At 45.6% G+C, this 22,123-nt stretch carries 21 protein-coding genes; 16 read left to right on the forward strand and 5 right to left on the reverse strand.

Annotated features, from left to right (window positions below; all coding sequences use genetic code 11):
- The first annotated feature begins 3 nt into the window (after positions 1-3).
- From fliH to flhB, 12 genes are all read left to right on the forward strand, one after another.
- Entirely contained in the window at positions 4-804 is an 801-nt protein-coding gene (fliH, locus tag APB76_RS17270) for a flagellar assembly protein FliH (protein ID WP_054961306.1), read from the forward strand.
- The gene (gene fliI, locus APB76_RS17275) at positions 804-2,126 is read left to right on the forward strand and encodes a flagellar protein export ATPase FliI (RefSeq protein ID WP_054961307.1); all 1,323 of its coding nucleotides are present in this window, start codon (positions 804-806) and stop codon (positions 2,124-2,126) included. The genes fliH and fliI overlap by 1 nt, the downstream gene beginning before the upstream one ends.
- Before the next feature lie 6 nt (positions 2,127-2,132).
- Positions 2,133-2,573 carry a flagellar export protein FliJ gene (gene fliJ / locus APB76_RS17280; protein ID WP_049846662.1) on the forward strand — a complete coding sequence of 147 codons (441 nt, stop codon included), beginning with the start codon at positions 2,133-2,135 and terminating at the stop codon, positions 2,571-2,573.
- Between the two features lie 141 nt (positions 2,574-2,714).
- On the forward strand, positions 2,715-4,811 hold the full coding sequence (locus tag APB76_RS17285) for a flagellar hook-length control protein FliK (protein ID WP_054961308.1): 2,097 nt from the start codon (positions 2,715-2,717) through the stop codon (positions 4,809-4,811).
- 35 nt (positions 4,812-4,846) lie between these two features.
- Positions 4,847-5,344 carry a flagellar basal body-associated protein FliL gene (fliL, locus tag APB76_RS17290; protein ID WP_054961309.1) on the forward strand — a complete coding sequence of 166 codons (498 nt, stop codon included), beginning with the start codon at positions 4,847-4,849 and terminating at the stop codon, positions 5,342-5,344.
- A gap of 7 nt (positions 5,345-5,351) precedes the next feature.
- Positions 5,352-6,401, forward strand: a complete 1,050-nt coding sequence (fliM, locus tag APB76_RS17295) for a flagellar motor switch protein FliM (RefSeq protein ID WP_049846665.1) — start codon at positions 5,352-5,354, stop codon at positions 6,399-6,401.
- Positions 6,402-6,421: 20 nt separating this feature from the next.
- Complete coding sequence (gene fliN, locus APB76_RS17300) at positions 6,422-6,832, forward strand: flagellar motor switch protein FliN (RefSeq protein WP_049846666.1); 411 nt, start codon at positions 6,422-6,424, stop codon at positions 6,830-6,832.
- A gap of 13 nt (positions 6,833-6,845) precedes the next feature.
- A complete protein-coding gene (gene fliO / locus APB76_RS17305) occupies positions 6,846-7,256 on the forward strand; it encodes a flagellar biosynthetic protein FliO (protein ID WP_049846667.1) in 411 nt (136 codons plus the stop codon).
- The gene (gene fliP, locus APB76_RS17310) at positions 7,240-8,112 is read left to right on the forward strand and encodes a flagellar type III secretion system pore protein FliP (RefSeq protein WP_049846668.1); all 873 of its coding nucleotides are present in this window, start codon (positions 7,240-7,242) and stop codon (positions 8,110-8,112) included. The genes fliO and fliP overlap by 17 nt, the downstream gene beginning before the upstream one ends.
- A 13-nt stretch (positions 8,113-8,125) precedes the next feature.
- Positions 8,126-8,395, forward strand: coding sequence for a flagellar biosynthesis protein FliQ (gene fliQ, locus APB76_RS17315; RefSeq protein ID WP_049846669.1), 270 nt, complete (start codon positions 8,126-8,128; stop codon positions 8,393-8,395).
- A gap of 8 nt (positions 8,396-8,403) precedes the next feature.
- A complete protein-coding gene (gene fliR / locus APB76_RS17320; RefSeq protein WP_049846670.1) occupies positions 8,404-9,186 on the forward strand; it encodes a flagellar biosynthetic protein FliR in 783 nt (260 codons plus the stop codon).
- A 215-nt stretch (positions 9,187-9,401) separates the two neighbouring features.
- Entirely contained in the window at positions 9,402-10,532 is a 1,131-nt protein-coding gene (gene flhB, locus APB76_RS17325; RefSeq protein ID WP_049846671.1) for a flagellar biosynthesis protein FlhB, read from the forward strand.
- 294 nt (positions 10,533-10,826) lie between these two features.
- On the opposite strand, the gene smrB is transcribed toward flhB, so the two are convergent.
- Positions 10,827-11,357, reverse strand: a complete 531-nt coding sequence (smrB, locus tag APB76_RS17330; protein ID WP_054961310.1) for an endonuclease SmrB — start codon at positions 11,355-11,357, stop codon at positions 10,827-10,829.
- A 62-nt stretch (positions 11,358-11,419) separates the two neighbouring features.
- Between smrB and prmB the strand changes: the two genes are divergently transcribed.
- The 3 genes from prmB (at position 11,420) to APB76_RS17345 (ending at position 15,750) form a co-directional block, all read left to right on the forward strand.
- Positions 11,420-12,352: a 50S ribosomal protein L3 N(5)-glutamine methyltransferase gene (gene prmB / locus APB76_RS17335; protein ID WP_054961311.1), complete on the forward strand. Its 933-nt coding sequence runs from the start codon at positions 11,420-11,422 to the stop codon at positions 12,350-12,352.
- 183 nt (positions 12,353-12,535) lie between these two features.
- Positions 12,536-13,621: a chorismate synthase gene (gene aroC / locus APB76_RS17340; protein WP_054961312.1), complete on the forward strand. Its 1,086-nt coding sequence runs from the start codon at positions 12,536-12,538 to the stop codon at positions 13,619-13,621.
- Positions 13,622-13,875: 254 nt separating this feature from the next.
- Complete coding sequence (locus APB76_RS17345) at positions 13,876-15,750, forward strand: bifunctional metallophosphatase/5'-nucleotidase (protein ID WP_237767925.1); 1,875 nt, start codon at positions 13,876-13,878, stop codon at positions 15,748-15,750.
- A gap of 39 nt (positions 15,751-15,789) precedes the next feature.
- Here the strand turns inward: APB76_RS17345 and APB76_RS17350 are convergent, their stop codons facing one another.
- Both APB76_RS17350 and APB76_RS17355 read right to left on the reverse strand, forming a co-directional pair.
- A complete protein-coding gene (locus APB76_RS17350) occupies positions 15,790-17,790 on the reverse strand; it encodes a DUF885 domain-containing protein (protein WP_054961314.1) in 2,001 nt (666 codons plus the stop codon).
- A gap of 256 nt (positions 17,791-18,046) precedes the next feature.
- On the reverse strand, positions 18,047-18,670 hold the full coding sequence (locus APB76_RS17355; protein WP_054961315.1) for a trimeric intracellular cation channel family protein: 624 nt from the start codon (positions 18,668-18,670) through the stop codon (positions 18,047-18,049).
- A gap of 218 nt (positions 18,671-18,888) precedes the next feature.
- Here APB76_RS17355 and APB76_RS17360 point away from each other — a divergent pair, with 218 nt between their 5' ends.
- Positions 18,889-19,419: an elongation factor P hydroxylase gene (locus tag APB76_RS17360; protein WP_049846678.1), complete on the forward strand. Its 531-nt coding sequence runs from the start codon at positions 18,889-18,891 to the stop codon at positions 19,417-19,419.
- A 36-nt stretch (positions 19,420-19,455) separates the two neighbouring features.
- On the opposite strand, the gene APB76_RS17365 is transcribed toward APB76_RS17360, so the two are convergent.
- Both APB76_RS17365 and APB76_RS17370 read right to left on the reverse strand, forming a co-directional pair.
- The gene (locus APB76_RS17365; RefSeq protein ID WP_054961316.1) at positions 19,456-19,956 is read right to left on the reverse strand and encodes a hypothetical protein; all 501 of its coding nucleotides are present in this window, start codon (positions 19,954-19,956) and stop codon (positions 19,456-19,458) included.
- Between the two features lie 13 nt (positions 19,957-19,969).
- On the reverse strand, positions 19,970-22,105 hold the full coding sequence (locus APB76_RS17370) for an LruC domain-containing protein (RefSeq protein WP_054961447.1): 2,136 nt from the start codon (positions 22,103-22,105) through the stop codon (positions 19,970-19,972).
- Between the last annotated feature and the right edge of the window lie 18 nt (positions 22,106-22,123).

The raw sequence follows: 22,123 nt of genomic DNA on the forward strand, positions 1-22,123 counted from the left end.
TCTATGTCTTTGGAAAGGAAACGCGGTTTTTTACGTCTGGATGATGATGAGCTGGTAGAGAAACCAGAGCGATGGGGTATGCCCGATTATACCTCGCAGACTCATAAACAGGCCAAAGAAACGGCGATGAATTATGACCCGAGCTGGATGCCAATCGCTGAGCCTGCAGCGGAAGAAGCACCTAAAGAATTGACTGAAGATGAAATAGAACTGATAAGGCAGCAAGCTTATCAGGAAGGGCTTCACCAAGGTCAAGAAGCTGGCTTCAAGCAAGGTTATGAAAAAGGCAAAGAACAAGGAACGCAAGAAGGACGTCAAGAAGGTTTAGAAATCGGTAAGATCGAAGGTGTTGCTGCAGGGCAAGAGTTTATTCAGCAGCAAGTTCAGACGTTTATCAGTCTTGCGAATCAGTTTGCTCAGCCACTTGAGTTAATGAATGTTCAAGTCGAAAAGCAACTGGTTGATATGGTGTTGACATTGGTCAAAGAAGTGGTGCATATCGAGGTACAGACCAATCCACAAGTCATATTGGATACCATCAAGCAATCAGTAGAGTCATTGCCGATTTCTGGGCACGCTATCACGCTTAAACTTCACCCTGATGACGTTGAGATCATTCGCTCATCCTATGGCGAAGATGAACTTGAATTTCGCAATTGGACATTAATGGCTGAACCGGCACTTAATCGTGGCGATGTTCAAATCGAAGCGGGTGAGTCCAGTGTTAACTATCGAATGGAAGATCGCATTCGTAGTGTTATTCAAAGCTTTTGTGGGGTGAATCGACACCAAGGTGGTGAGTAATGCTCGCGCTTGCTGAACGTCTCACTCAATACAAAACTCAAGGTTTAACCTGCAGACCTGTCGCGGCGGGCAAGCTGGTACGCGTAGTAGGTTTAACCCTCGAGGCAACTGGATGCAGAGCACCTATCGGTAGCTTATGTACAGTCGAAACCATGCACGGTGAGATGGAAGCTGAAGTTGTTGGCTTTTCAGGTGAAAATTTATACTTAATGCCTAGCGAGCAAATCACGGGCGTGCTTCCTGGTGCGAAAGTGACACCTCTAACCAGTGAGACGGGTTTACCAGTGGGGATGGAATTACTAGGACGCGTCATCGACGGTGTGGGCAACCCACTTGATGGTCTTGGTCCTATCTATACCGAGAAGCGTGCTTCTTTTAATGCGGAACCGATTAACCCTCTTGCACGTAAACCTATCTCAGAACCTCTTGATGTGGGAATTAAAGCGATCAACGGCTTATTAACTGTTGGTAAAGGTCAGCGTATTGGCCTATTTGCTGGTTCTGGTGTCGGTAAATCGGTCACCTTGGGTATGATGACCCGAGGTACAACTGCGCAAGTGGTTGTAGTTGGTCTGATTGGCGAGCGTGGTCGTGAGGTAAAAGAATTTATTGAAGAAATCTTAGGTGTGGATGGTCGTCAACGTTCAGTGGTCGTTGCTGCCCCAGCGGATTCATCGCCCTTAATGCGATTGAAAGGGTGTCAGACAGCACTGACGATAGCGGAATACTTTCGTGATCAAGGCTTAGATGTTCTACTCTTGATGGACTCTCTGACCCGCTTTGCTCAGGCACAGCGTGAGATTGCTCTTTCTGTTGGGGAACCACCAGCGACCAAAGGGTACCCACCTTCTGTATTTGCTAAGTTGCCAGCATTGGTGGAACGTGCTGGTAATGGCAGCCCGGAACAGGGTTCGATCACCGCCTTCTTTACCGTTTTAACCGAAGGTGATGACTTGCAAGATCCGATAGCCGATGCGTCACGGGCTATTCTCGATGGCCACGTGGTACTATCGCGTGAAATGGCTGATGCGGGTCACTACCCTGCAATCGATGTTGAGAAATCTGTCAGTCGTGTTATGCCTCAAATTACCTCTGAAGAGCACGTGTTAATGTCGAAGGCGGTTCGCCAAGTGCTGTCGGTGTGCCGTAAGAACCAAGATCTCGTCTCAATTGGCGCGTACAAACCGGGAACTGATCCGGCAATTGATGGTGCATTTACGCTGAAGCCTAAGCTGGACGGTTACTTGCAACAATCAATGAAAGAAACCGTACCATACGACATGTGTCTCAACATGCTGCGTGGGTTGTTACAAGGCGAGTAATAAGCGATGGATAACGCACTAGAATTTCTTTTAGAACAGGCTAAAGAACGTGAAAACCAAGCGGTGCTAGCGCTCAGTCAAGCTCGCAGCGAGCTAGATGGCTATTATCAGCAGCTTGAGCAAATTGAACAGTATCGTCTTGATTATTGCCAGCAATTGGTCGATCGAGGTCAGCAAGGTCTCACTGCGAGCCAATACTCTCATCTAAATCGCTTTTTGACCACGCTGGATGAAACTCTAGCGAAACAAAAGCAAGCGGAAGCCCATTTTAAAAGCCAAGTTGAAGGGTGTGAACAGAACTGGCTCGAGAGCCGTAAGCAACGACGTTCTTATGAATGGATGATAGAAAAAAAACAGGCTGAAAAACAACGTCTGCAAAACATCCGTGAACAGAAACAGATGGATGAATTCGCAACTCTTCAGTTTTCCCGTCGAAGTTTGAATTAATCTCACACACTTAGGCTGTGGCTCACAGTATGTATCTAATTGGCGTGCTTTTTGCAGATAACCTAAAAAATGTATGCAATCCTATTGGCACTTTGCCGCCTAGAGTCTGACTGGCGCTGAGCAACTGAGAGTGAGCCTGGTATGAATATCAATTTATCATCGGTATCTGAAAGTCCTAAAGTGACTAAAGCGACAACTGAAGGGGAAGGTGCGACCTCTGAATCTTCAGAATCTGGTGGCTTTTTCTCAAAGCTTGCCGCGTTGATTAAGGGGGAGAGTGATTCAGAGGGCAAGGTTGATAAGAGTGAATCGACTACCAAACTAGAAGGCGAAGATGTCGCTGTAGAAGACGGTGAATCAGAGCCTATCAGTGTAAAGGCGTCAGCTACTGAGGGTCAAAGTACTGACGAATTGCTAGAGTCAGATGACGCAGAATCCGTTAAGTCGGTAACTAGCGACATTGAAGGTAATGCGAAGGAAGCGAAAAAAACAGAGGTTTCTAACACAACGGATGTTGCTTCAATCGACAGCAATAAAGCGGCTTCACAATCGGCTGAAAAAATTGTTTCTGAAAATGATGAGGTATTGCAGCGCCTCGACCACTCCAGCAAAGCTCTTCAGCCGAAAGACGGCAAACCGTTGCCACAAGATAACAGTGCTCCGCGACTAGCCGATGCGCCAATTACTGAAAATGACAAACAAGCGGCAGTGCTGGTATCAACGGATGGTGGCAAAGAGGTGGAAGGTGATGAGGTTCAACAAGTCACCTCAGTAAACTCAAATCAAAAGCCTTCATCAACCCGCTCTGATGCTCCACAATTGACTGACTCTGGGCAAGAAGCACAAAAGGTCATTGTCCGTTCTGTTGAAGGGGAAACCGTGGCCGTTCCAGCTTCTGCAGAGCGTTTTATGCAGCAAAAAGACGTTGAAACGAATGAACAATTAAAAGCCGAGCTGCAAACCAAAAATCATGCTGTTTCTGCTTCAAGTGCGGCCGCACTCAGTCAACAAGATACAGTAGAATTCGTTGATGGTTCTACCAAGCCACAACTAGACAGTCAGCCATTTCAGACCGAAGTGGCGTCAACAACTGTTTCACAATTTGCCACGGCTGCTGAATCACCTGATACAGACGATTCAGAATCGAACGTCGTTGAGGGGGCTGCTTTAGTGGCAGGTTCTGCCGTACTTGGTGCAGCGGCAGTGACTACTGCTGCTGCGGCTGAGAAGGGCACACAAGAGGTAAGTAAGTTAGCGGTCGATGCCGAAACAAGTGCCCAAGCGCTTGCAGTGGCGGCTGATGCGCAAAGTGACTCAGAACTTGAACCGAGTATTGCGGCGGCCACGGTAGTGGCTGGTGCAATACCTTGGGCGGCTTCATCAGAAGGTCAAGTAAAGGATGACGCTGCTTTGAAAGCTGACTCTACACCGAGAACACAGCAAGCCCCAGTCGCTCAATCTGTACATCAAGCACTTGCTCACCAACAGTCCCAAGCACAGCTAGCGCAAGCTGTTCAACAGCAGGTTAGCACCGCAACGATACCAACGGACTTAGCGGCAACGCAAATACAGCAAATGGCAGCGGCCCCAAATGCTGCCATTGCTCAGGATCAAGCAATGCTTAAAGCCGTGATGGGGGCGAAAGTAGCAGGAACACTTGGTAAAGTCGCGACAAATAAAGATGGGTCACAGCAAGGCACTGAAACCAATACAGGTTTTGCTCAGCAATTGGCTCAAGCGTCAGGCCAGCAAGGTTCTGGTTCGTTAGGCCAAGTTAGAGCAGAACAAGCTGCCCAAGCACCTTTGCAGTTAAACCGAGAGTTAGCGGGGGAGCAAGTGGCTGAACGCGTGCAGATGATGATGTCGAAGAATTTGAAAAACATCGATATTCGTCTTGATCCACCAGAGCTTGGGCGAATGCAAATTCGCATGCATATGAACGGGGATGCCACGACGGTCCACTTTACGGTTGCCAACCAACAAGCCCGTGATGTAATTGAGCAATCAATGCCAAGATTGCGTGAAATGCTTGCCCAGCAGGGTGTACAATTAGGAGACAGCTCTGTTCAGCAGCAAGCCTCAGGTCAACAGCAAAGACGCTATGCCGACAATGGGCAAGGCAACAATGGTCAAGGTAACGGCAATCTAGGCCCCTCTGGTGAAGAAAACCTTGAACCAGACATCAATCTTGATTTGAATGTCGCAGCAAAGAGTGATGGAATTAGTTATTACGCATAAACTGTTAAAAACAAAAGAATAGAGAACGTTAAGTTATGGCAGACGAAGAACTCGAAACGGAAGCGCCCAAAGGTAAAAGTAAGTTACTTATCATCATTATTGCGGTGGTTGTTTTACTTGCCGGTGGTGGTGGTGCTGCATTCTTCTTGATGGGCTCAGATGAGCCAGCGGCAGGGCAAGAAGCGGCGCAGCAAGAAATGGTCGCTCCGACTGATCCGGTGGCTTACGTGAATATCCCGCAACCTTTCTTATTTAATGTCACTGGTGACAAGAAAGACCGTCTGGTACAGATCAAAGTGCAGTTGATGGTACGTGGTAGCGATAATGAAAACCTTGCTCGTTATCACTCACCACTTATAGAAAGCTCACTATTGAGTACTTTTGCGTCTGCTACTGTAGACCAATTGAGAACGGTAAATGGTCGTGTCGAATTGCGAGATAAGGCTACCGATGACATTAAAGCCAGTTTGAATCGCGCAGTAGGGCAGCCAGTAATTGAACGGGTGCTATTTACTGACTTTGTAATGCAGTAGGTGACGAGTGACTGATCTATTAAGCCAAGATGAGATTGATGCTCTCTTACACGGTGTAGATGATGTTGATGAGGCAGAAGAGGAACAAGTAGCCTCCGATGCCAGTGCGGTTGAGTTCGACTTTTCATCACAAGACCGCATTGTCCGTGGTCGAATGCCAACGTTGGAGTTGATTAATGAGCGTTTCGCGCGTCATATGCGCATTAGCTTGTTTAATATGTTGCGTAAAACTGCAGAAGTCTCCATCAACGGCGTGCAGATGATGAAGTTTGGCGAATACCAAAATACTCTGTACGTACCAACCAGTTTAAACATGGTACGCTTTAGACCGTTAAAAGGTACGGCCTTGATTACCATGGAAGCACGTTTGGTGTTTATCTTGGTAGAGAACTTTTTTGGTGGTGATGGCCGTTTCCATGCGCGAATTGAAGGTCGTGAGTTCACGCCTACTGAGCGCCGAATTGTTCAGTTACTACTTAAAATTGTATTTGAAGATTACAAAGAAGCTTGGTCACCAGTGATGGGGGTTGAGTTTGAATACCTAGACTCGGAAGTTAACCCGAGCATGGCGAACATTGTCAGTCCGACAGAGGTTATCGTGGTCAGTTCATTCCACATCGAAGTGGATGGCGGTGGCGGTGACTTCCATGTTGTGATGCCGTACTCAATGGTTGAGCCGATTCGTGAGCTATTAGATGCAGGTGTTCAGTCAGACAAGATGGAAACTGACGTTCGTTGGAGTACTGCGCTACGTGAAGAAATTATGGATGTGCCAGTTAACTTCCGAGTTGATTTGCTAGAACAAGATATTTCACTGCGGGATCTCATGGAGCTTCAACCTGGCGACATTATACCCGTAGAAATGCCAGAGCACGCTGTGATGTTTGTTGAAGAATTGCCTACTTATCGCGTAAAAATGGGGCGTTCAAGCGACAAATTAGCGGTTCAGGTCTCAGAAGAAATTAAACGACCAGATGTGGTTAAAACGGATATCGCCTTCTTAGGTAAAGACGTCATCTCTGAATTAGAAGAAGATGAAGGCGAAATCGAAGATTAAGAATAATATAGGTAACAAGTATGGAACCGAGTGACGACCAAAAACTGGCGGACGAATGGGCTGCGGCGTTAGGTGAAGATCCAGATGCACCTGAGGTAGACGTTGATGAAGTGATGAATGCCCAACTCGACGAGCTACAAGACACTTCGTCACCCATTTCAGAAGATGAACGTCGTAAGTTAGACACGATTTTAGATATTCCAGTGACGATCTCGATGGAGGTTGGCCGTTCGCAGATCAGTATTCGTAATTTGCTTCAGCTTAACCAAGGTTCAGTTGTGGAACTAGAGCGCTTGGCGGGCGAGTCATTAGACGTGCTGGTGAATGGTACTTTGATTGCTCACGGTGAAGTAGTGGTGGTCAACGATAAGTTTGGTATTCGTCTCACCGATGTGATCAGTCAAACTGAGCGAATTAAGAAACTTCGATAGTGTAAGGATTAGTATGTCTTTTAAAGTTAAGGAGTACTTACTTTACTCACTTATACTACTTTCTCCTTCGGCAATGGCTACCGTTTCCACACCAGGTAGCCAGCTTGATTGGGCGACCACCTTTGGGTCGCTCTTATTCGTTATAGTCTTTATTTTATTTTTGGCTTGGCTACTTAAACGCATGAGAGTGCCAGCATTGGTCAATCAGAAAGGCTTAAACATAGTGCGTCAGCTTGCCGTAGGTCATAAGGAACGAATTGTGATTGTACAGGCGGGAGAGGAACAATTTTTAGTTGGTGTTACCGCACAATCGATCCAATTAATCTCGAAACTGGAGAAACCTTTGTCTCAGGAGGAGATGGCTGCGAGTCCGTTTTCAAATCAATTGACTCAGCTATTAAAGAAGAATGATAAAAGCCAATAACCTAACTTCGATTGTTTTAGCGTTTGTCCTAACGTTCTTTTCTGCACTATCGTTAGCGCAGCAGGAACTCGATACGTCTATTCCTGCTAATGCTGCGGTGTCAGATTCAGTGACAGTAAGCGCTATGGAGAAAGAGCAGGGCGCCTCAAAGTCAACAGCGTCAGGGAGCGTTACCGGCGGTGGAGGTATTCCGGCTTTCACCATGACTGCAAACCCTGACGGTAGTGAAGACTACTCCATAAACCTGCAAATCCTTGCTTTGATGACCATGCTAGGCTTTTTACCTGCCATGGTTATTTTAATGACCTCATTTACTCGAATCGTGGTTGTGATGTCTATACTTAGACAGGCGATGGGCTTGCAACAAACGCCGTCAAATCAAGTTATTATTGGTATTGCTATCTTTTTGACCTTCTTCATCATGTCGCCAGTTTTAAACAAAATTAACGATGAGTCGATTCAGCCTTACATCAATGAGCAAATTTCAGCTCGTGAGGCGTTTGATTTGGCCCAGGTGCCGATGAAAGACTTTATGCTCAAGCAAACTCGGGTCAAAGACTTAGAAACTTTCGTTAATATTTCTGGCTCGACCGCAACCGCCCCAGAAGATGTTTCAATGGCGGTTCTGATTCCAGCCTTTATCACTTCGGAGCTAAAGACTGCTTTCCAGATTGGTTTTATGCTGTTCTTACCTTTCTTGATTATCGATTTGGTGGTGGCATCGGTCCTAATGGCGATGGGTATGATGATGCTTTCTCCGATGATCGTATCATTACCATTTAAACTGATGCTGTTTGTATTGGTAGATGGGTGGAACCTGATTTTATCGACCTTAGCCGGCAGTTTCGCCTTGTGACGGGAGAAAGACTATGACTCCTGAAATGTTCGTTGAGTTGTTCCGTGAAGCGTTATGGATGGTACTCATTATGGTCTGTGCGATCATTATACCTAGCCTAATGATCGGTCTAGTGGTTGCTATTTTCCAAGCCGCGACCTCTATTAACGAACAAACCTTAAGCTTTCTACCTCGTTTGATTGTTACATTGCTTGCTTTGATGTTATTCGCCCACTGGATGACACAGATGCTAATGGAGTTTTTCTTTAGCATGATCGAGCGGCTTCCTCAGGTGCTCTACTAGGTATTGCTATGGAGTACCCAACGAGCGTAGTACTGGATTGGATTGCCAACTATTTTTGGCCTTACACCCGAATCGCTGCGATGCTGATGGTCATGTCGGTGACCGGGGCTCGGTTTGTCTTTACTCGCGTCCGCCTATATCTGGGCTTGGCGATTACCTTTGCTGTTATGCCCGCGATCCCTGCAGTACCCGAAAGCATTGAGTTGCTCTCTTTTGCTGGTTTTATGACTCTTCTAGAGCAGATCATTATCGGTGTTGCTATGGGGACAGTAACGCAGTTTATGATCCAAACGTTCGTAATTTTAGGCCAGATCCTAGGTATGCAATCAAGCTTGGGTTTTGCTTCTATGGTTGATCCAGCGAACGGACAAAACACGCCGTTACTAGGTCAGTTATTTATGTTTTTAGCGACGTTGTTTTTTTTGGCGACAGATGGCCATTTAAAGATGATTATGTTGGTGGTGATGAGCTTTAAGTCACTGCCTATTGGTTCGGGATCGTTGACTACAGTGGACTTCAGAGAGTTAGCTTTGTGGCTCGGCATAATGTTTAAAGTCGCATTGAGCATGTCGTTGTCAGGCATTATTGCGCTGCTGACGATCAATTTGTCATTTGGCGTTATGACCCGTGCAGCTCCGCAGCTGAACATTTTCTCTTTGGGTTTTGCCTTTGCATTGATGGTCGGTTTGCTGCTTTGTTGGTACATTATCGCCGGGCTGTACAACCACTATGAGATATTCTGGATACAGGGTGAACAACAAGTTTGCTCGTTTATCAGGCTGAACTGCTAGGGTCTGTTGACCTTTTGAGCCGATAACGCAGCAGAAGGGAGCCACAAACGCCGCCCTAAGGGTTCGGCTAAAAGCGTTTTACTCTTTGTTGAGAGGAGTTTTGCTTAGAATGACTAGGCGGCAAACAACTAGCCGTCCGCCACTCGCCGCGATTAAAACGCTTTTATCTCGAACAAAATTTAACCGCAAAAGGTCAACAGACCCTAGGAGGCTGAATGGCAGAGTCAGACGGTCAAGAACGCACAGAAGACGCCACGCCCAGACGCTTGCAACAGGCCCGTGAAAAAGGGCAGGTTGCAAGGTCAAAAGAGTTAGCTTCGGTTTCTGTACTAGTTGTCGGTTCGGTCGCCTTAATGTGGTTTGGTGAAGGGCTCGCTCGCGCATTATTTTCTGCGATGGGCAGAATGTTCACCCTCTCGCGTGAAGAAATTTTCGATCAGGTCAAATTGTTTGACATTGCCTTGGGCTCTTTAAGCAGCTTGTTGCTACCTTTGCTACTAATTCTAATTACCTTATTTATTGCAGCCCTGATCGGTGCGGCAGGAGTTGGTGGAATTAGCTTCTCGGCGGAAGCGGCAATGCCGAAATGGTCAAAGATGAACCCGCTCAGTGGTCTAAAGCGTATGGTGGGACTGCAAAGTTGGGTCGAGCTAATTAAATCAATTCTTAAAGTAGCGCTAGTTTCAGGTATGGCGTTTTATCTGATCAGCGCAGCCAAAGAGGATCTGTTCCAACTGAGCATGGACGTTTATCCGCAGAACATCTTCCATGCACTGGATATCTTACTCAATTTTGTTTTGTTGATCAGTTGCACTTTATTGATCGTGGTAGCGATCGATATTCCTTTCCAAATCTGGCAACACGCTAACCAACTTAAAATGACTAAGCAAGAGGTTAAAGACGAGTACAAAGAGACGGAAGGTAAGCCTGAAGTTAAAGGGCGTATCCGAATGCTACAACGTGAAGCAGCCCAGCGACGTATGATGTCTGAAGTCCCTCAAGCTGATGTTATCATCACCAACCCCGAGCATTTCTCTGTTGCATTGCGCTATAAACAAGATACCGATCGTGCGCCAATAGTGGTGGCAAAAGGGACAGACCATATGGCACTCAAGATTCGTGAAATCGCCCGCGAGCACGACATTTACGTTGTCCCAGCGCCGCCGTTAGCACGTGCTTTGTACCACTCGACAGAGCTAGAACAAGAGATCCCCGACGGCTTATTTACCGCCGTAGCTCAAATACTGGCATACGTATTCCAGCTGAAACAGTTCCGTAAACGGGGAGGTCAAAGGCCGAATCTTAAAGCGTCAGAGCTTCCAATCCCTCCAGAGTATAGGAAGTAGCGCTAGGGCGGAACGGACTACGTCCTATGGAATGCTTCGCTTGTGGAAAACGGGAGCAGGCTTCGCCCTGCTGGAAAACTAGACTTAATTCAATCAACGCGAGTTACCCAGTTCTGTGTCATTCCATAGAGTGTCGAAGGAGCGAGTAGGGAATCTCATAGCTTGGTGCACTCACTTGAAGAGATCCCCCAACTCGTTCGTACCTCACTCTTGAGGATGACAAGTTAACTTGTTGGAATAAAAGGGCTGACACTAAGCGTCAGCCCTCGAAAACTTCTCCAGCTCTCCAGCCTTCTACTTCTCAGGTATCGAAAGCAGAACCAATAGCGCGCCATCACCACCAAATTCTAATGGAGCTTGGTGAAAAGCCATAACGTCAGGGTGCTGAGCAAGCCATAATGGGGCCTTTTGCTTAAGAATATGTTTACCAATTCCGTGCTGGACACAGGCACATGAGATTTCATTCTTAATGCAATAAGCGATCATCGCACCAAGTTCGCGCTTTGCTTCTTGCTGAGTCATACCGTGCATATCCAAAAACACATCTGGTACATACACGCCACGACGCAGGCGTTTTACTTCGTACTGGGAAACATCATCACGCGCATAGCGGGTTGGGCCATCTTCATTGAGAAGCGGAACAAACTCATCTGAGAAGTAAAACTCTGTATCGCTTGCTTCACGGGCTGTTCGAGTAATTTCTTTTTGCTTAGTATTTTTTTTTGGCTGCTGGACTATGGTATCCTGTGACAACTTTTTTACGCCTTGTACTGCATCCCTAAAAAGGGCGAAGTCGTCATCTGTATCGGTGTCTTTTTTGCTCATGGGACTAATTAGTAAATATATAAATGCAATTAGCAGTATTGTAGCGCTTTTCGGAGGCAATTTTGGATAAGATTTTTGTAGAAGAAGCGGTTTCAGAACTTCACACGCTTCAAGATATGATTCGTTGGACTGTCAGTCGTTTCAACGCTGCGAACCTTTTTTACGGTCATGGCACTGATAACGCTTGGGATGAAGCGGTACAGCTGATTCTACCAACACTGTACTTGCCAATTGATGTGCCTCCGCATGTGTTGAATTCTCGTCTTACAACTAGCGAGCGCATGCGTATTGTTGAGCGTGTAGTGAAGCGTATTAACGAGCGCACTCCAACGGCTTACCTAACCAACCGCGCTTGGTTCTGCGGGCTAGAGTTCTTTGTTGATGAGCGTGTATTAGTGCCACGCTCGCCGATTGGTGAGATGATTCAAGCTGAGTTCCAGCCTTGGTTAGTTGAAGAACCAACACGCATTATGGATCTTTGTACCGGCAGCGGTTGTATTGCTATTGCTTGTGCGCACGCTTTCCCTGAAGCGGAAGTGGATGCCATTGATATCTCAACGGATGCTTTGCAAGTTGCTGAGCAGAACGTGCAAGATCATGGTATGGAGCAACAAGTTTTCCCAATCCGTTCTGACCTATTCCGTGATCTGCCAAAAGAGAAGTACAACCTAATTGTGTCTAACCCACCTTATGTGGATGAAGAAGACATGAATAGCCTACCAGATGAGTTCACTCATGAGCCAGAGCTAGGGTTAGCAGCAGGTACAGATGGTCTGAAACTAGTGCGTCGCATTTTAGCCAACGCCCCTGATTACCTGACAGACAACGGTATTCTTATCTGTGAGGTAGGCAACTCTATGGTTCATATGATGGAGCAATACCCACACATTCCATTTACTTGGATTGAGTTCGAAAACGGTGGTCACGGTGTGTTTATGCTCACACGTGAACAGATGTTAGAACACGCAGCAGAGTTTTCTATCTACAAAGACTAGTTGTTCTATTTGATGATTTTAACAAAACGCCAAGCAGATTATGCTTGGCGTTTTTTATTGCGGGTTAAAAAGCGAAATAGATCCTTTTTAGGGGTTTACATCAAACCGTAATAAAGCGACTATGAATTTACGAAGAATTGAAGTGTAAAGCCCAATTTACGGGCACATAGGATTGAGGAAGTAATGGCAGGAAACAGTATCGGACAACATTTCCGAGTCACCACATTCGGAGAAAGTCACGGTATCGCACTAGGATGTATCGTCGACGGATGCCCTCCGGGTTTAGAAATCACTGAAGCGGATATTCAAGTTGATTTGGATCGCCGTCGCCCAGGCACTTCTCGTTATACCACTCAACGCCGCGAACCGGATGAAGTAAAGATTCTATCTGGTGTATTTGAAGGTAAAACAACGGGTACTTCAATTGGTCTGTTGATTGAAAATACCGATCAACGCTCGAAAGACTATTCGGAAATTAAAGACAAATTCCGTCCGGGCCACGCGGATTACACTTACCATCAAAAGTATGGGGTGCGTGATTATCGCGGTGGTGGTCGTTCTTCTGCACGTGAAACGGCAATGCGTGTTGCTGCAGGGTCAATTGCTAAAAAATACCTTCAGCAAGAATTTGGTGTTGAAATTCGTGCTTATCTTTCTCAAATGGGTGATGTTTCAATTGAGAAAGTGGATTGGGACGAGATTGAAAACAATGCATTCTTCTGCCCAGATGCTGATAAGGTAGACGCATTTGATCAACTTATTCGTGATCTGAAAAAGCAAGGTGACTCTATTGGTGCCAAGCTGCAAGTGGTTGCGACCAATGTTCCAGTAGGTCTTGGTGAGCCAGTATTTGACCGTTTAGATGCAGACATTGCCCATGCACTAATGAGCATCAACGCGGTGAAAGGTGTTGAGATTGGTGACGGCTTCGAAGTTGTGAACCAGAAAGGTAGCCAACACAGAGATGAGCTAACTCCAGACGGTTTTGCCAGCAACCACGCTGGTGGCATCTTAGGCGGTATTTCTACGGGTCAAGATATCGTGGCGAATATTGCGCTAAAGCCGACTTCAAGTATTACTGTGCCAGGTGAAACCATCACTAAACAGGGTGAGCCAACGCAACTGATCACTAAAGGTCGTCATGACCCATGTGTGGGTATTCGCGCAGTACCTATTGCTGAAGCCATGTTAGCGATTGTGGTATTGGATCATTTGCTTCGTCATCGCGGTCAAAATCAAGGTGTGATGACAGAAACACCAAAGATTTAATCAACCAAAGATTTGAAAACGGCCTCCATTTATGGAGGCCGTTTAGTATGTGTGTCAATAAATATGAAGGCCATCTATTGGTTGGCTAAATGCTAAAGTTTCATTGTGATTCGTGTCACGATTTTATTTGTAATAATAAGGTCAAGTTATCTTTTGTAATGACATGGATCACACATATATATCTGCCTTTATACTAGTATCCGCCTGGTTTATTAACAACTAGGTGAATAAAAAATGAACAAGAAGCTGTTATCTTGTGCAATCCCTTTTTTCCTACATTCGCCGCTGATGGAGACATTCATCAGGTTACCATCTTAGGTACATCCGATATTCATGGTCATTTTATGCCATGGGACTACGCCGCGGATAAACTCAACATGCGTGGAAGCCTTAGCCAAATTGCGACAAAAGTTAAGGACATTCGTCAGCAAGAGTCTAATGTCATCTTGGTTGATGCAGGCGATACGATTCAAGGTAACTTTGTCGAGACATTCAAAGATGAACCGATTGATCCTATGATGCTTGGCTTCAATGAGATGGATTATGACGTTTGGGTGTTGGGTAACCATGAATTTGATTTTGGCGTCAGTGTGCTCAATCGTTCTCTTAAACAGTTTAAAGGTCAAAGTTTAGCTGGCAACATTAAGCGCCCAGACGGTAACCGATTCCTACCAGGCTACACAATTATCGAGCGTGGCGGGATAAAAATTGGTGTGATTGGCATGGATACTCCAATGACGGAAGTGTTTGCCAAAGGTACTAACCGTTTAGACGGTATGACATTTACTAACCCTAGCCTCGAAGTGAAAAAGATCATTAAGAAGCTGGATGATCAAGTTGATGCGCTAGTGCTCGTCGCGCACATGGGGATTGATAATGAAAATGACATTGCTGATACGGGCGTTACAGATATTGCCAATATCAACCCAGAGCTAGATGCTATTGTCGCTGGCCATATGCATACACGCATTGATAAGGCTGTCGTCAATGGAGTTATTGTTACGGAGCCGGATAAGTATGGACGTGCACTTTCGCGTGTTGATCTCCAGTTTGAAGAACGCGATGGACAATACACCTTGGTCAACAAAGACAGCTTTACTTATAAGATCGATGGCATTGTATCAAACGAAAAAATGGAAGAGTTGTATCAGCCATACCACAAGCGCTTAAGAGAGATGGCTAATCGTCCCATCGCTGAGCTAAAAGGTGTTGACCTAGTCCCGGAAAATGAAATTCGCGGAATTCCGCAGGTTCATGTGCAAGATACGGGGATAAGTGCCTTGTACCAAGAAGCGAGCTTCTATTACTCACCGAAAGCAAATGTGATTGCTCTACAAATTGACAACGATAAAGCGCAGCTTAATGTTGGGACAATTAAGGCCAAAGACATCGCCTACAACTATCAGTATGCAGGTGGCGAAATAACCGTTTATGAGATGACGGGTAAAGACCTTAAGACTTACATGGAGTGGTCAGCAGGGTACTTTAACTCTGTTAAGCCAGGTGATGTGACTTACAGCTTTGACCCAGAACGTCGCGCATCAAAATACTCGACTAACGACTTTTTTGCTGGCGTCACTTACAAAATTGATCTCACTAAGCCGAAAGGTCAACGAATCACAGATCTTAAGTTCGCAGATGGAACCTCTGTTAAAGATGATACGGCTATTCGATTAGGTATGAATAGCTATCGTATGGGCCACTTGACTAAGCAAGGTGGAGTACTTGAAGGCCGTAACTTTAAAGTGTTGTCAGATTCGAAAGCGGTATATGGTGAAGAAGAAGGTACGATCCGTAACTTAACCATCCGTTATTTGACTGAACAGAAGAAAGGTCACTATCAAAGTGGTCCGCAAAAACGTTGGCAGCTAGTGGGCATGGATGATAGCTACGACAAAGAACGAGAAGTGGTTAAGACTTTGATCAACGAAGGCAAAATATCGGTGCCTAGTAGTGAAGATGGAAGATATACCAATATTGCTTCAATCAATGTCAAAGGGCTTAAGTTTGCCAATGACCAAGCAACGAAAGAAGCGTTGCAAATTCGTCAAAGCAAACTTGCCTCAGCCACTGGTCATGAAAAACTGGCTCTAGAGAGAGACATCGCGATAATAGAAGCGATCAACTAATTTAAATGGGCTTGGTAGTACCAAGCCCATTTTCTATCTTTACTTTTTCGACGTTATCCAGTTATTGATGTTTTCGCGCACCACTTCCATCGGCTGTTGCCCGTAGCGCAGAAGCTGGTCATGAAATTCTGCGTAGTCAAACTTATCACCTAATTCAGCCCGTGCTTTGTTCAGTAACTCTTTGATTACTAAGTATCCTGACTTATACGAAACGGCTTGCCCAACATAGGCTGCATAGCGGAAGCTTTCCGATTCTATGTCACCATCCCCGAGTGCTGAGTTAGCCTTCATGTAATCACGAGCTTGCTGGATGCTCCAGCCTTTGCTATGAATACCCGTATCAATGGCTAGGCGCATATTGCGTAGCTGTGCTTCATTTAGGCTACCGAAGTATTGCAGGGCGTTACACTCTTGCTCATCTTGGTATATCCCCCCTTGTAGTTGACTATAATCAGCATTAGGTGCACACATGCCTGTCCCTTTAACAAAGGTAGGCTTTCCTTGATCATCTAACTCGCCGTAGATACCCATCTCCAAACCTAGCCACTCAGTATAGAGCGCCCAGCCTTCACCATAGGCGGTGTACCAAATATCTTTCATATATTCAGGTATCTTGGCAGGTGGGTACTCTTGCGCATAGGCGTTTTGGAAGTGGTGTCCAGGGGCGGCTTCATGAAGTAGCAGAGTAGAGACATTCCATTTTTGTAAGCTGTAGTCGGGATGAGTATTTAGTGTGAAGGTATTGTCATCGTATGAGGCGACGCCCGCATAGAGTTCATCTTCTGCTGGGGTTGGCTCAATGGTGTAGTCTGTTGCTATTGGTTTAAAGTAGCGACTCACGACATCATTGGCGTTAATCTTGAACAGATAGTAATCGGTTAGCGCACTCTCACATGCTGCTGGAGTTGAAGCTTGATTACATACCTCGGCATATTGATGGTTGCTGACTATCTGGCCATCTCGGCCAAAGAAAAACTGTTCACTGTTGAGGTATTTGAAAAACTCCTCAAGATTAATGTTTCCAGAGTCGGTAGTTAGCTCGAAGGTACGTTTCGAAACTCGATTGGTGAGAGGGTTACGGTAATCAGCTTCGACAATTGAGCCTCGTTTACTGACGACCAGTTTGGCGACGCGAATCATTTCGGCCTTGGCATCAGTTACGAGCTGTTCGCCTAAACGATGTAACTCTGCGGCGGATTTTCCTGTTGTACTGTTTCTATCTAAATGCCACTGATACCAGCTTTGTCCGTTAGGTAGATCTCCCCAACCGATGTTTGTGTCGGTAAGCTGTCCATCGCCACGCGCAGTTTTAGTGTACTGTCCGTGAAGGTAAGCGAGTAGCTTTTGTGTTGCGAGTTGCGCTTTGTCGACTTCCTTAGCATATTGCTCTACAAACTTGTCGCTGTACTCAGGCTGAATCTTTAGATCATTCAGGCCGACCTTGAGAATAGAGAAATCATCATAGCTAATCGCATCCACACTACTTTGATATAACCGTTCGGCAAGAACCGTAGGCAATTGTATACCTTCTAAAGTGGCAAGTTGGTATTGACTGCGTAGGTTGTTGACCCAGGCGGTGTACTCTTGAAGTGTTTCAAGTTGATCTTGATATGTCTTCGTCTCATCTATATCGGTATCGAGAGCAGCGCCTGCTTCTTCGGCATTCCACTGGATATAGTTGTAGAAATGGGTGACAGGTACATCTAGGTTACCAAATCGAGCATTGGCAAAGCTGGCTCCACGGATAGAGATGGTGCGGTCAAAACGAAACGTGTCGTAGTAAACCTTATCTTCATCCGATAGTGCATCGCGATTAATGTCGAGCAGTTTGCTTAGATAGAGCCTATCAAGAGTTTGTTTTGCTGCGGCCATTTGGTCATTAATGATACCAAAATGCGAGCTATCTAGTGACTTGGATTCAGAGCTGTATTCATCAAGCAGTGTAGATAGTTGTTGGGAAGCGTTTGGTGTGGATAAAGAGCTACACCCTGATAGGGTAAGTGCAAGTATAGAGAGGGTAAGACCTAGTCTATTTTTCATCGTTAGACCTTTCAGCTTATTAATTAGAGGAAAAAGGAAAGGTTGGGGCAGAGAGGGCAATGGCCTGAACTTTTCCTTGTTGGCGGTAAGAGTAAGATAAATTGCCCGTCGGGATTGTGCAAAAGGTCACAGGATTAACTTGCTGATAATTAACCAGTTGTGCACATTAAGTTGAAGGTTTGTGGCTATGTGATTTGTGGGTAAAAACTTGCTAGTAAATGCAAAACCGCCCTGACAAGCAGGGCGGTGACAAATATCAATGAAGAGAACTTTCGGTTTCTAGATGAAATGATGGTAAACGCCACTTAAATCGGACAGCGGCCATACGTAGCATATAGCCGACAATTAAGGTAGAAATGGTTGCTGTTACTTCGTTCACGCCAAGTTCGAGCTGAAGTAGGTACATACCTGACGCGATAAGCGCCACAGAAGCATAAAGCTCTTCATGCAGCACAAGTGGTGTTTGGCGACAGATCAAATCACGTAATAGACCGCCAAATACGCCTGTTACCAATGCAGAAACCATACAGATAAGCGCATGGTGACCCATTCCTATCGCTACTTTAGTACCAATGATACTAAATACGATAAGACCTAGCGCATCAAGTCGAATGAACAAGCCTTTTAGTTTAAGGACCCACTTTGCTAAACCTGTAGTCAGTACGCCTGCCACACAGGTAATGGCAAGAAACTCTGGATTTTTAACCCAACCAAGTGGGTAGTGACCCAGTAGAATGTCGCGAACTGTACCGCCACCAATTGCCGTTGCACTGGCAACAAGCATGACACCAAACCAATCCATTTTGCGTCTGCCTGCACTCAAAGCACCCGTCATCGCTTCCGCAGTAATACCGATAATATATAAAACACTTAGCAGCATGGAGAATTCTCAATAAATGGCCAAAAAGTTAGGCTGATCACATAAATTTAAGGCGTGAGTGTAGTAGGAAATGTGATCTGTGACGAATGAGATTTTGTTGGTGTGAAATTACTTTTCAGATAACTATTTCTAATATCACTATATAAGTTGTGGATTTGCAATTACGATTAAAAATGCGAGAATGCTTGCCGCTGTATAAAAACGCTAACCACTGAGCTATGAACCACGACTACCAAGACTTAATCCGTATTTTTAATGACACATTTTTGGCTGACTATAACACCAAACTTGAGCTAGGTGGTGACGAGCCAATCTATCTGCCAGCAGATGAAAAAACACCATACCATCGGATTATTTTTGCTCGTGGTTTTTATGCTTCGGGAATGCACGAAATTGCTCACTGGTGTGTTGCAGGTCCTAAGCGCCGATTATTGGAAGATTTCGGCTACTGGTATGAACCTGATGGTCGTACTGAGCAAGTTCAGGCAGAGTTCGAAAAGGTCGAGATTCGCCCTCAGGCCTATGAATGGATTCTTTCTAAGAGTGCAGGCTTTTCGTTTACAGTGAGTTGCGACAACCTCAATGGTGAATTTGAGCCAGACCGTCTAGCCTTTATGGCTAAAGTACATAGTGAAGTAGGTAAGATCTTTGAGCAAGGAATCCCACTGCGGGTCAAAATGCTATCTGAAGCGTTAAGAGCTTATTATCAGGTCCCTGAGCTAAACTACTCGATGTTTGCAGTGAAATGAAAATCAAGCCGCATGATGCGGCTTGTTTGGTTTCAGTTACTGGATGAGCCAGTTAGTTTCAGGCTGATTGTTATGATTGAGGGTATACACAAGAGGCTGGGTATTGGGTTCCATTACAGACACAACAGCAATGAGTGACTCACAATGATTTGGTACCTGCAACTGGTAGCTTCCTGTTCCTGATTTTAGTGCCGCTTTCACTAAGCATTTGTTGTAATCCACGGATTCTAGATTACCGTCAGCATTGTCACAGATAGAGATGTAGACCAGGGACGAGGCTAAATGAGGTAAGCTCACATCCACATCTACTTGGTAAATCGATGTCAGGCTATTCTCAGGATCAATCTGTAGTGTGCTGAGAGAGACTGGTGTACCGTTGCTTGCTGGTGCTGGTGCTGGTGCTGGTGCTGGTGTAGAAGAATCCGTAGAGCCAGTTGAACCTGAAGATCCTCCTTCACCGCCTCCACCACCGCCACAACCGTAGAGAGGAAGGATAAAAGCGAGCCCAAGTAGCATTGCTGTATTTGAATTCCACATAATCTTCTCTCCTTTAGTCGACATAAATTCTGTTTGTGTTCGGAATGGTGTACCAAGTAGATTCAGTCAGTCCGGTCTCATCTTGAGCAAAGTCGGCGAACTTTGAATAGGCTTGTAAGATGTTATGTTGCTCAAGCGGATGCTGCCATGTGGTTGGAATCTCAATAGCCCAAGGTAGTCCGTTGATATTATGGTAATGGGTCTCACCATTAGAGGTGTCTAAACCATAAGCCTTGTATCGGATGTCAAATTTGTTAGTGGGGGCTTGATTTTTTAGATGGATCTCTAAACCGCGCCCCGGGTAACCACCACTCAACTGATAGCCAACATCACCGTAATAATGACCTGGAGATGCAAAGATAAACGGGTCGTAAGGGAAATTTGGCATAGTATCGGTGTTAACGGCGTTTTCTAGCGAGAAAGTTAAGCTCCATGTTGGGCGGTAAGTGGTACCACAGTTCTCCTGCGTTCGGAACATGGTACAACCTTCCGCTTCGCCTGATTCAGTGATATCCCAAAGATCTGTATGGATGATAAATACCGCGTCTGATGTGTCACTTTCTAAACTGCCAGATTGAAGCGTATTGTTCACATAGAGTTGTACTGAATCAGATTTAATGTCTTCGCGATCTACATCAGGTAAGCGAATAGCAAAACCAGAGTGATAATCGCCACCAAGTGCAGCAACTTTGCCCTCGATTTTAATTCGGATAACCTGATTGTTAAGCTGATACTCAGTAAACTTAACGTTCATCAACACATCGTTCATGTCATAGTCACCCACTAGAGGGTATTGATCTTCGTAGGCAAAAGTAGTGAAACCGCCCCCGCTTGGATAAACCTCAGTGACCACACCGCTTTCAGTAATATCCACGAGGTAATCTTCTACCTCCCCCGCAGGTACACCACCACTCGGGCCTATTCCCGAGGTATTTGATACACGAAAGCGAGCCCAAGTTTCTCCTGCAACTGCCCATGTCGGTACTGAGAAGAAGAGGTCTCCAGTGTTGGCATCCACGAACTGATCACTGATGATAATTTCGTTAGATTCAAATTCTCCATCGCGATCGAAGTCGATCCAAGCATTGAGTACCGAGTTATCCGTTGCTCCGGAGACGGTCGCAATAATTTTGCTGGTTTGACCTACTTGAATAGGTACTGGGAACTGAATGCCGTCATCGTCATTGCTGCCGTCGGAAATGTCATCGCTGAGTGGGTATGGGCTGGCATCGGTTTCTCCGTCGACTAAAGTACCGAGCTTGAGGTCAGACATACCGTGCCTCGCACCTGATGAGGCGAAGGTAGTTTTGTAGGAATCTGGAGCATCACCAAAATCTGTGTATTCACTTGGTTCTACTGGGGCTAAAGCGCAGCGAGCGCCATCATTCGAATTACTTGATGGACCATAAGCAAAAAATTCGGCGCTTGAGCTGGTTCCGTTGATTACTACTTTGAACACGTAGCCATTGCTATTGTTACTGGCGTAGAAATTGCCATCCACGTCAAAGTAGACCGCGCCGAAAGTTAGGCGATAACCAAGCGCATCTTTATCTAGCAATTGGTTTAGTCGAGTTGACGTGCCTGCGTTGACATCAACTTGCCACAGATAACCATTGGCATCGATTGAATAAGCTAATCCATTGTCTGGGTGGAAAGCTAAGTCGTATATGGAAGGGTTACCAAATTGGCTTGGTGGTGAAGAAAGCACCATAAGCAAGGTATCTAAATCTATGCGATATAAGCCGTAGTTTGGTCGATAGCCATACCAGGCATTTTCATCGATAGAAACGTCACCGACGTAGATTGAAGTCGGTGCGCCAGCAGGCTTTGAAACATTCAGTAGCGTCTTGGTAAAGGTTGAATCAATTCGAGAAAGCGAGGCAACACCGTAATCCCAACCATAGATGAAGTCATCATGCTTGCTATAACCGACTCCGTTTAGCTTATCTAAGCCTAAGTTAGAATCTAGAGTGATGTAGCTACCGACATCAATGTTAACACCATAAGCTACTGGCGTTCCGGTCGGGCTTTGAATTAAGAATGCCTGTGTAGGGCACTCCGTAAAAGGTATTTCTGCCATAGCCATTGACGAGCCATTTAAAGCGACAGCGACCATAGCTATTTGATGAGCAGTGCGTTTTATTTGCATTGGTTCTTCCTCGCTGAA

This window comes from Vibrio bivalvicida (assembly GCF_001399455.2).
Taxonomy (GTDB): Bacteria; Pseudomonadota; Gammaproteobacteria; order Enterobacterales; family Vibrionaceae; genus Vibrio; species Vibrio bivalvicida.